The organism is Lewinella sp., assembly GCF_050633125.1.
Classification (GTDB): Bacteria; Bacteroidota; Bacteroidia; order Chitinophagales; family Saprospiraceae; genus Lewinella.
On sequence record NZ_JBOEFX010000148.1, the window covers coordinates 1 to 9,091 of the forward strand.

The following is a 9,091-nucleotide window of genomic DNA, read 5'->3' on the forward strand; positions in this document are numbered from 1 at the left end:
CATCAGTACTTGTCCGGCGCCGCGTCTCACTTTCGTCAATACACCTGTCGCCAGCAATTCGCTCAAGGAATTGCCATTTTTGACCGATTTGGGCACATTGCCCCAGGCCAACTGCTCGCCAGCGGCCAATCGGCTAAAGGTGCGGAGCTCAGTTTCTTTCGACATCGACGTAGTGTTTTCCTTCCTCTACCACCAAACGTTTGTTGGACATCCGGTTGATGAGTACGTAGCGGTCAAAACCTTCCACCATTTCCGGTGCGGCAAAGATGGGGTAAAAGTGGTGCTCTCGGCAAAAATCCACCAACTGCGGGCGGTTCTTCCCGTCGATGGTCGCAATTTCGTCAATGAACATGACGATTCGATTTTCAGGACTCAAGTCCACGAGGCGACTGATCACCTGCATCACGATCACGAGGCGCAGCATCCGGTCAGTACCATCGCTTTCTACCTGTTTGCTCAGGTCTACGGTCTTCTCTTTGCCGGCGATGGTCAACTTAAGCTGCAAGCTAAACAAGTCGCTGAAGGCAATGTCTTTGCCCTGCTCGATGTAGCGCCGCAAGACGGTGAGGCCGCCCCGTTCGCTACCAAAAAGGCTGTTGCTGCTCAGGTCCATCTCGCTAATTTTACGGAGGTCGGTTTGCAGCCGGTCATTGGGCACCAGCTCAATGCGGAGGGCTTCGATGTTGGAAATATGCAACTTGGCCAAGCTCCGATTAAATTTCTGATTGATGAAATCACGGAACAACCCGTACTGATGCAGGAAGTCGGCTGCTGGATTGGCAAAACGCTGACCAATGCTATCCACCAGCGAGTCGATCACCTTTTCTTGATCGTCTAAGCCCTGATAAGCCTGGTCGGTTTCTTCGATGAAAGTTGCTTCGTCAGCGGTTTCAGAGAGCAAATCCCGGCGCAGAAACCCAAAGTCGTTGCGGGTACTGTTGAGCAGTTCCTTGAGTTGGAGGTAGCGCTTTTCCAGCTCGTTAAACAAGCGTTCCAACTCGGGGGCTGCTTGGCCACTCGGTGTGTAGCTTGTTTTCTGGGTGTCCAGTTGAAAACTTTCCAGCTTTCGCAACCAGCCCATGATCCGCTGCTCGCGGTTTTTGTATTCCCGTTGTTTTTCCCGCAGGAGTTCCTGTTCCTGATTGCGCAAGCGCAAGTCTTCGGTCAGGCGGCGGCTATCACTCTCCAGGGTTTCCAGTTGAGCCGCTTGGTCTTTTTGGGTGGCAGTATGTGCATTGGCCTTGCTTTCCAATTGAGGTAAATTGGCGATTTGCTGCAACTGCGACTGGATATTTGCCAGTTTTTGCCGGTTATCCTGAACTTCCTTTTCCAGTTCCGCACGGTTTTGAGCGGCTTGCAGCAGGCGCTCGTTACGGGTGAGTTTTTCTTGTTCTTCGGCTATTTCTGCCGCAATTTGCTCGGGGTTGGGTAGCTCGGGCAGCTTGAAATCTTTAGGTAATTCCAGCGCACCATCAAAGAGCTTGACCAAAGCGTTGGTGCTGGTGATTTTTTTGCGCAAAGCAGCCGCATCCAAACGCGCCGTTGCCGGACTCAATACTGCGTTGAGCAGCTGTCGGTCTTCTTCTTTTTCTGCAAGGTGAAAGATCAGCCAGTTGGCAAGGTTGTCCCGTTGCTGGCTCAGTTGAGCAATCTGCCGTTGAGATTTTGCAATCCGGGCCTTTAGTTCGGGAGGGCTGAGTTTCAGTTGGCCCAGTTCCGTCAACTGAAACTGTAGATTATTGACGGCCGCCTGAATGTTTTCGTGACTATTGTGCAAGAAATCCTCCGTCGGTAGGGCCTTTATCTCACCTATCGACTTTTGGAGCTGCTCCAACTGCTGCTTTCCGCTACGTATTTGTTCCTGTAGTACCCCGATTTTCCGTTGTACTTCCTGATGACTGGATTGGAGAAGTGTCAGTTGCTCTTGGCCGTTGAGGAGATCCTCCTGGTAGCGGTGTTGATTGACCTCCATTTCGGCACGTATCTGCGTTGAATGAAAGCGAAAGGCTGCGGCCATTTGGTTGAGTTCCTCCTGGTCGCTGGCCAGCCGCAGGTAGCCGTCGCGGAATTGGGTGAATTTTTCCTGGTTTTTATGCAGCAAATCGGCCTGTGCCTTCAGCTTGCGCAACCGCTCAATATCAGAGAGGTTGATGCCGCTGTAGCTGAGTTTGTCTTCACTACGATGGTCGGCCAGCAGCAGAATTTCGCGCAGTGCGGTATCATCAATGAGGCGCGTATCAATCAGGTAGCGGTACAGTTTGCTAAACCCTTCCGCGCCGCGCCCGTGGCCACTACTGCGCAGCCAGACCGCCGCATCGTTGGCCCTACCTGTATGGTAGACCGTGCGAAAAATCTCCGGATTGTTCTTAAGGATGGTCAATTTGATCCCTTGAAGGAGCCATTTGCGCCGTAGCGCACTGAGGCTGAGCGGTTGGAGACCATCGTTATCTTCTTCAAAAAATAAGCTGCGTTCGTAAGCATGTTCCAATCGACCATAGCAAGCACTGCCGCTGCCATCACGCCACACAAGAATGCAATATTTTCGCCCGCGTTTGCTGATTTCAAAGACCACAAAACTACTCTCCGCCGTAGGGAAGTAGTATTCCATGGTGGTTTTATCCGCCGGTTTGCGGCCCATAAAAGACATCCGCTTGCGGTTGATGACAAACAGAAAATTGAGCGCGTAAATCATCGAGCTTTTGCCCACGTTGTTGCCGCCTACCAGTTGCATGGCGTCGCCGTGGCTAAAATCCAGTTCGGCCAGGTCGTAGGTACAGGCCCGGATAAGAATAAGTTTTGCTAGCATAGGGGAGCAAAAGTAAGAAGTAATTTTTAACTGTTACACCATCATACTCCCGCAAATCCCATAACTAATCAGAACAGATACGCCAGCAACGATAAACAAGACCTTCGCAGCTTTGGGCTTGTTTTTTTTGATAATAAAGCCAATGATGGTTAAAATAATACCAGGCAAGTGCATGATCAGAATAATCATAAGAAATAGGCCGCCGAGGTTTCCAATTTCAAGTAATATCATTGCGCTTGGTTTTGAAGGGTTTTGAGGTAATCCAGTTTATCATCCCGATAGAAGAGGTTCATGGTCTCGAACGGGATGATCTTGTTGTCTTTATTGACGATGTGAACGCAAGATTTTTTGATGGCCCGCACATCGAAATTGTAAGCATCAATAAACTGCATGATGATGACCCGGAAGAGGTTGTCGTAACCCAGATTGGGCGCATCAATGCGGGGCAGGCAGCACAAGATGGAATGGAGGTTCTCGCTGGCACTGTCTACCGAGTTGCCGGTGGAGAAAAGCTCGATCATCTTGCCGTGCAGCTGCTCGTCTTGTTCGTACATGATGGTATTCTTGCTGTTATCTAGCAGGTCGGTGGGGTTGATGTAGCGGGTGAGAGGCACTACTTCGTCGCCTAGTTTGAGGGCGTAGCCCATTACGAGCGCATCCGGGTTGCAGGGTACGGGGATGAGGTCGTCGGACTGGAAAACGTCGGTTTGTTCCAATATTTTACGGCGCACCTCCGTGAGAGTGATACGATCTGTTTGGGCATCAAAGTTGTCGAGTCGCCCTGCAATTTGGGTAGGCTGCAGAGTGACGCCGCGTACGCATTTTTGCTTTAAAGCAAAGTCTATGATCTTACCAATTTCATCGTCGTTGAGGTGCTTTTGTAAGGTGACCACCAAGGTGGTAGATAGGTTCAGGGCGTTGAGCCGAGCCAGGGCGTCTTCCCTGATTTTAGTAAGGTTGGCACCACGCATGGTTTCCAGCACTTCCTTTTTGAAAGAATCGAACTGGAGGTAGATTTCAAAATCGGGCTGATACGTGGCCAGCCTTTCGGCGAAAGCCTGATCTTTGGCAATCATGATGCCATTCGTGTTGAGCATCACGTGCTTGATGGGGAGCGACTTGGCGTAATCCAATATTTCGAAAAACTGCGGATGAATGGTCGGTTCTCCACCACTGATCTGCACCACATCGGGTTCCTTTTCGTTGGCCACCACGGTGTCCAGCATGGCTTTGATTTCGTCCAAGGTGCGATGCCGCCCATAAGTCGGCGAAGAACCCGCATAACAGGTCGGACAACTCAAATTACAACGATCCGTAACCTCCACCACTGTCAGACAGGAATGCTGCTCATGGTCGGGACACAAGCCACAATCGTAAGGGCAGCCATAGTGGGTTTGGGTATTGAATTTATAAGGCGTCTCCGAAGGCTTGTTGTAGTTGCGGATGTTTTTGTAGTACTCAACATCGTCGGCAATCAAGACTTTGCTACGGCCATGTTCGGGGCAACGTTTGAGCATGTAGACCTTCTCGTCTTCAAAGACAATTTTCGCATCAATCCGCTTGAGGCACTGCGGACACAGGCTGAGGGTGAAGTCGTAATAGGTATAATTTCTGGTAGGCATTTGTTAGAATTTGTGGAGCGTGTTCAAAAATAGGTATTTTGACACAGTCATGCCACATTGTGATCTCTACGGGGTCTTCGGCACGCGCAAAACCGAAGGGGATTTTATCGCACATTTTTGACGAAGTGAGCCTTTGAGGGCGAACACCATTAATACTACCTATGTCCTTTTTGTCAACAAAAAATCATTTTAACCTTGAAATATAGGTTGTATCAAAAGTCTTTTCGCCATAAATTTTATCGCTGAAACTACTTTCGTAGACCGTTACTTTAAGGCTTTGAATTGAGTCTTTTTGCCATTGGCTTTGTAATATAGACCTGACCTCTAAATCACGATTTCTAAGATTTCTCCTATGAATGCTGCCATAATACACATCAACATAAAAACACCTTTTTGCTTCTATTGCTGTAGCTAATATTTTCTCATTTACACTATTCACTACTTCCCCATTTTTAAATCTAATTTCAAACTTCAACTCACGTGCAGATGGCGGCTTTACTGGACTTGCAAGGCAGATTTCAAAACCACCTTCGGCCTCTTTTGTAATAATATCACTCAACTCAACTTTTGAGACCTCTTCAGGTTTTTTACTTTTCATTTCCCTGCAACTGAAAACAAACAATTGGAGAAGTACAATGAAATAAAGGGGATTCTTATACATCACTTGAAGCTTGTTTTATGTATTTATATAGTATGAGCTCTTAACGGTTGGTGGCGGCGCAGTAGCCGACTACAATCCATAAAAATGCCCCCTTTTTAATAGAATCTCTACTTTTGCCATCCAAAACCATAATAAATGAGAAGGTACCTTTACATCATGATTGCTTTGTTTTGTTTTCAAGATGCATTTGGACAAATAATAAGAGATACAACTAAAACTGTAGAACCGCTATATAAAATTAACCGATTGACCTCCTCAATCATCGTAGGAACAGGTTTTGTAACCAATGCCGTTGGGTTAAATATTTTGGATGATCGTTCGAGAGTAACAACAGCTGATTTACTCAAGTTAGACCGAAATGATGTGCCAAAATTTGAACGTTGGGTATTAGATCAAGATTCAGGTGATTTTGATAGATGGCATGAAAGTTCAGATTTTGTGATGAGAGGCTCTCTCCTGTTGCCTGTTGTTTTATTTGCTCATAAACGCATCAGGCATCAAGCTTTAGATTATACTCTGATGTATTTAAAGGCCCACGCCATAAATGCCAACGTTTACACTTTAGGCGTTCCACAATTTCACCGCAAAAACAGACCGATTGTTTATTATGAAGACCTGGATATTGAAAGGAGAACCGGAGTAAGGTTGTCTAATTCTTTCTATAGTGGACATGTAGGTGTAACCGCTACGTCTTTCTTTTTTATGGCTCGGGTGTATCAGGATTTGTATCCGGAACGTAGCAAAATTATTCCTTTAGCCATTGCTGGAGGTGCAACTACATTTGTAGCGTACGGTCGCTTAAAGGCAGCCAAACACTTTTTAACCGATGTTGTTTTTGGTGCTGGAATTGGAGGTTTAATAGGATATTACACCCCTTATTTCCATAGAAACAACCGAAATAAAACGAAGAAAACGGCATTAAAGCTTGATGCTGGCTATAGATCGTTTAGACTGGCGTATACGTTTTAATTATTTTAATTTATATGTTGTTTTGACGTACAACGGGGAGAATGCACCTATCTCCACTGCATCGAACTTCTGGTTGTAGGAATTGCGATTCATTTAACCAACTGGTCGCCGTAATTGTGGTTATTCATTATTGGCTGTAGTGTTTTTTTTAATCCCATATTTTGGGTCTGTCAATTTTCATTGCTCTTAAATACGACAGGAATTGTCCTGCATGAACAGATTCGTGATATCCAATCCGTAATAAATATTTTCCAAGGATTTTCTTGTCTCCATTTCCTGGGTGAACGATTTTGGTTTCGTTTAATTCCTTGTCCGAAAATTGTTGAACACTTTCTAAAAATGTTTTTCTAAAAGGCTCAGCAAATTCGAGTTCCTCTTTTAGGTTTATAAATGGTCGGTTTTTCCAAGGTGTTTTATAATTTGTTATGTCTCCTTGATTAATAATAATATTCCAGCCATAATCAGCCTCCAAAACGTGTCTTATCATCTCTGATGCACTCATTGCTTTTTCGTCAGGTTTCCAGTTGTAATATTTCTCAGGTAGCCCATTCCAAAGTTTTACACTTCTTCTCCTTATTTCTGTGAAATTTAAAATTATGAGTTCCGATTGGTTCATTTTTTTTGTTTGGATCTAACTTATTTTTACCCCCAGCACCCGGCGATAATACACAAAACAAATTACGCATAACCATTGGATACTACTCAACCCCAGTACAAAGAAAACATTGGGTTTAAGAAATTCCAGCAAAAAGCGAAAGCCAAAATAGGATAGCATGAACAGCTTGAAGAGCATCCCGTTTTCGAGATTTTTCCTTTCGCGAAAGCGTTTTAGTAACCAAAATAAGCCGACGAGGAAGACCAGTTCGTATGCAGCCAGAGGGTGCCGCAACAGGCCATCACCAAGATCCATTCCTAGTGGGAAGGTCGTTACTTTACCATAGGTGAACTCTTTGATTCCCATCAGGAAACAACCGATTCTACCAATAAAGATGCCAACAATGATGGGCAAGGTAAAGAGATCACCAGAGGATTGTTTTTCACCAATGATCTTTTTGGCCGTCTCTACACCCAACAGTCCACCAAACAAGCCACCCATGATGGTCTTGATGTTCATCAACTGTAGCAACTGCTCAAGAGAGGAAATTAGTACGGGGTTTTCCAAGTAACCCACCAGTCGCGAGCCCACCAAAGCCCCAAGAATAGCTCCCAGGATGATAGATAAGCGGTTGTCGGTAGAAATGGTATCTACTTGCCGCTTGCGCAAAAAGACGTAGTAACGAAAGGCCAGAAAAAACGCCAAATACTCCAAAATGAGATGGACGTTGATGGCTTTTCCAGCAATGGTAGGTTCGTAGGGGAGGAAGAGGGTTAGATGGTTGATGGTTTGATAGTTTGTTGAAGGTTGGGTGTTGATGGTTGATGGAAATTTGGGCACGTGGACCTCGGGACAGTTAAAAATGTCAAGCTGATTATCTACAAATATATCCAATCCTAAGCGAGGTTTGATTTCCTGAAAGAAACTATGAGTCTATGTAGTAAAGGTCGATTTTATCACATAGTCACATAGCGGCGTTGTGCTTGCCTGTGTGTGTAGTTTATCTCTCTGTGTCTCTGTGGTGAGAAAGAGTGTGGATTAGTTTCATCACATAGTCATATAGTTTTAGTTGGTAGATGGGGGAGCCGCACAAAAAAAAACTGTGAAATTATGTGATAAAATATAGTATCTCCAAAAGGTTACCTACGTCTAAAAATGGCCTAGAAATCTTGTGCCTCCAGCGCACAAAATAGAGATTCATGTCGTTGAACCTCTGAATTCTCGTTACCTTGAAGCATCTTGACATTAATTACCGAAAATCCTTTCCGATGGTATTACGCTTGCTTTCCCTCTTATTTATTATCGTCTTTACAATGCCGCATTCCCTTATTGCTCAGGAGATAAGAAACCCTGAATCCGTAAAGGAGCAGATCACCGAATGGCGCGGCCTCATTCGTGGTCCTTATCGCGATATTCGCTGGTTTTGTAGCGACGGCACGGTTCGTGAACCCAAAGATCCTTGCCCGGATGATAAGGATGCCATTCAGCGCGCGCGCCTATCCCCGGAGCTGATCCGCTACGGCAAGGATTACCATTTCTTCCCGGCACAGATTCTAGCTGGTGGCGAAAAATCCGACTTTTGGGATGAGCCTTTCCAGCAATCTATGCTCAAGCAGTACCAGATCGACAAGTATCTTCAGCTCAATGACAATGGCTGGATTTTGGAACGTGGCCAATTCTACCGGGGAGCTTTCCAGATCGAAGACGAACTAAAATGGGGCAAAGAATTCCTCATCTGGGCCTTGGCGGATGAAGATAAGCTGGAGGATAACTTCTTCCTGTTGCGGCAAGCGGTACAGCGTGTCCCACACCGCGAAGATACCCCTGGAACCATCGATATGCGGGCGCTCTCGAAAGTGCTTTCGGAGTCATATCCCAAGTTTATGAACCTACGGGTGAAAATTCACGGACAGCCGGATCGTACCGATTTGGCGGCGGTACGTGCTTTTAAAGCAGAACACGAAGCAGCTTTCAAGCCTGCACAACTGCAAACGATGAACGAACTGATCGATGTGATGGAGAAGCATTACAGCTTTGATCATTACGAAGAGATCAAGCAGCTGTTGAGGGGCTTACCTTCTGATCATCCGCTGCGTGGTAGTGTGAATGATTACCTCGCTTATTTTAACAACGACAGTCCTCATATTGCTCACATTTCGGCTACCTCCGACCTGATGCGGGATATTCGGGATCAGATTATGAGCCTGTCTCGGGGATCGTACCGGTTAGCGGCCATGGATGTCAGTTTGATGTTGGAACAAGTTCTCTATCGTACCGCCGGCAAGCAGGAAAACGCTACTGTTTTGGAGCAGCTAGAGGAGATTTGCTACCTGGAGCAAGCTACAGCTGCCAGTGGCTACCTCGCCCCTTGGGAGTGGTACCGTTATTCTTCCGATCAGTGGTCGGTGCCGGATAGTACGACGATGCCACTGGGGGCT

At 46.1% G+C, this 9,091-nt stretch carries 7 protein-coding genes and 1 pseudogene; 2 read left to right on the top strand and 6 right to left on the bottom strand.

The window, feature by feature from the left end:
- Window positions 1-148: 148 nt before the first annotated feature.
- From ACRBG0_RS25855 to ACRBG0_RS25870, 4 genes are all read right to left on the bottom strand, one after another.
- On the bottom strand, window positions 149-2,806 hold the full coding sequence (locus tag ACRBG0_RS25855) for a hypothetical protein (protein ID WP_431489727.1): 2,658 nt from the start codon (window positions 2,804-2,806) through the stop codon (window positions 149-151).
- 33 nt (window positions 2,807-2,839) lie between these two features.
- Window positions 2,840-3,037: a hypothetical protein gene (locus ACRBG0_RS25860; RefSeq protein ID WP_431489728.1), complete on the bottom strand. Its 198-nt coding sequence runs from the start codon at window positions 3,035-3,037 to the stop codon at window positions 2,840-2,842.
- Window positions 3,034-4,428: a radical SAM protein gene (locus ACRBG0_RS25865; RefSeq protein ID WP_431489729.1), complete on the bottom strand. Its 1,395-nt coding sequence runs from the start codon at window positions 4,426-4,428 to the stop codon at window positions 3,034-3,036. The genes ACRBG0_RS25860 and ACRBG0_RS25865 overlap by 4 nt, the downstream gene beginning before the upstream one ends.
- Window positions 4,429-4,612: 184 nt before the next feature.
- The gene (locus ACRBG0_RS25870; RefSeq protein WP_431489730.1) at window positions 4,613-5,026 is read right to left on the bottom strand and encodes a hypothetical protein; all 414 of its coding nucleotides are present in this window, start codon (window positions 5,024-5,026) and stop codon (window positions 4,613-4,615) included.
- A gap of 198 nt (window positions 5,027-5,224) precedes the next feature.
- Between ACRBG0_RS25870 and ACRBG0_RS25875 the strand changes: the two genes are divergently transcribed.
- Entirely contained in the window at window positions 5,225-6,058 is an 834-nt protein-coding gene (locus ACRBG0_RS25875) for a phosphatase PAP2 family protein (RefSeq protein ID WP_431489731.1), read from the top strand.
- A 148-nt stretch (window positions 6,059-6,206) separates the two neighbouring features.
- On the opposite strand, the gene ACRBG0_RS25880 is transcribed toward ACRBG0_RS25875, so the two are convergent.
- On the bottom strand, window positions 6,207-6,674 hold the full coding sequence (locus ACRBG0_RS25880; protein WP_431489732.1) for a DinB family protein: 468 nt from the start codon (window positions 6,672-6,674) through the stop codon (window positions 6,207-6,209).
- 15 nt (window positions 6,675-6,689) lie between these two features.
- Window positions 6,690-7,493 (bottom strand): prolipoprotein diacylglyceryl transferase, encoded by an 804-nt coding sequence (locus tag ACRBG0_RS25885; protein ID WP_431489733.1) that lies wholly within the window; start codon window positions 7,491-7,493, stop codon window positions 6,690-6,692.
- Window positions 7,494-7,921: 428 nt separating this feature from the next.
- Between ACRBG0_RS25885 and ACRBG0_RS25890 the strand changes: the two are divergent.
- A pseudogene (locus ACRBG0_RS25890) lies at window positions 7,922-9,091 on the top strand (PEP/pyruvate-binding domain-containing protein); the annotation flags it as partial.

Bases quoted from the DNA above. Each gene is read 5' to 3' on its own strand.
- ACRBG0_RS25870 (WP_431489730.1), bottom strand. From the start codon at position 5,026: ATGAAAAGTAAAAAACCTGAAGAGGTCTCAAAAGTTGAGTTGAGTGAT.
- ACRBG0_RS25860 (WP_431489728.1), bottom strand. From the start codon at position 3,037: ATGATATTACTTGAAATTGGAAACCTCGGCGGCCTATTTCTTATGATT.
- ACRBG0_RS25865 (WP_431489729.1), bottom strand. From the start codon at position 4,428: ATGCCTACCAGAAATTATACCTATTACGACTTCACCCTCAGCCTGTGT.
- ACRBG0_RS25855 (WP_431489727.1), bottom strand. From the start codon at position 2,806: ATGCTAGCAAAACTTATTCTTATCCGGGCCTGTACCTACGACCTGGCC.
- ACRBG0_RS25880 (WP_431489732.1), bottom strand. From the start codon at position 6,674: ATGAACCAATCGGAACTCATAATTTTAAATTTCACAGAAATAAGGAGA.
- ACRBG0_RS25875 (WP_431489731.1), top strand. From the start codon at position 5,225: ATGAGAAGGTACCTTTACATCATGATTGCTTTGTTTTGTTTTCAAGAT.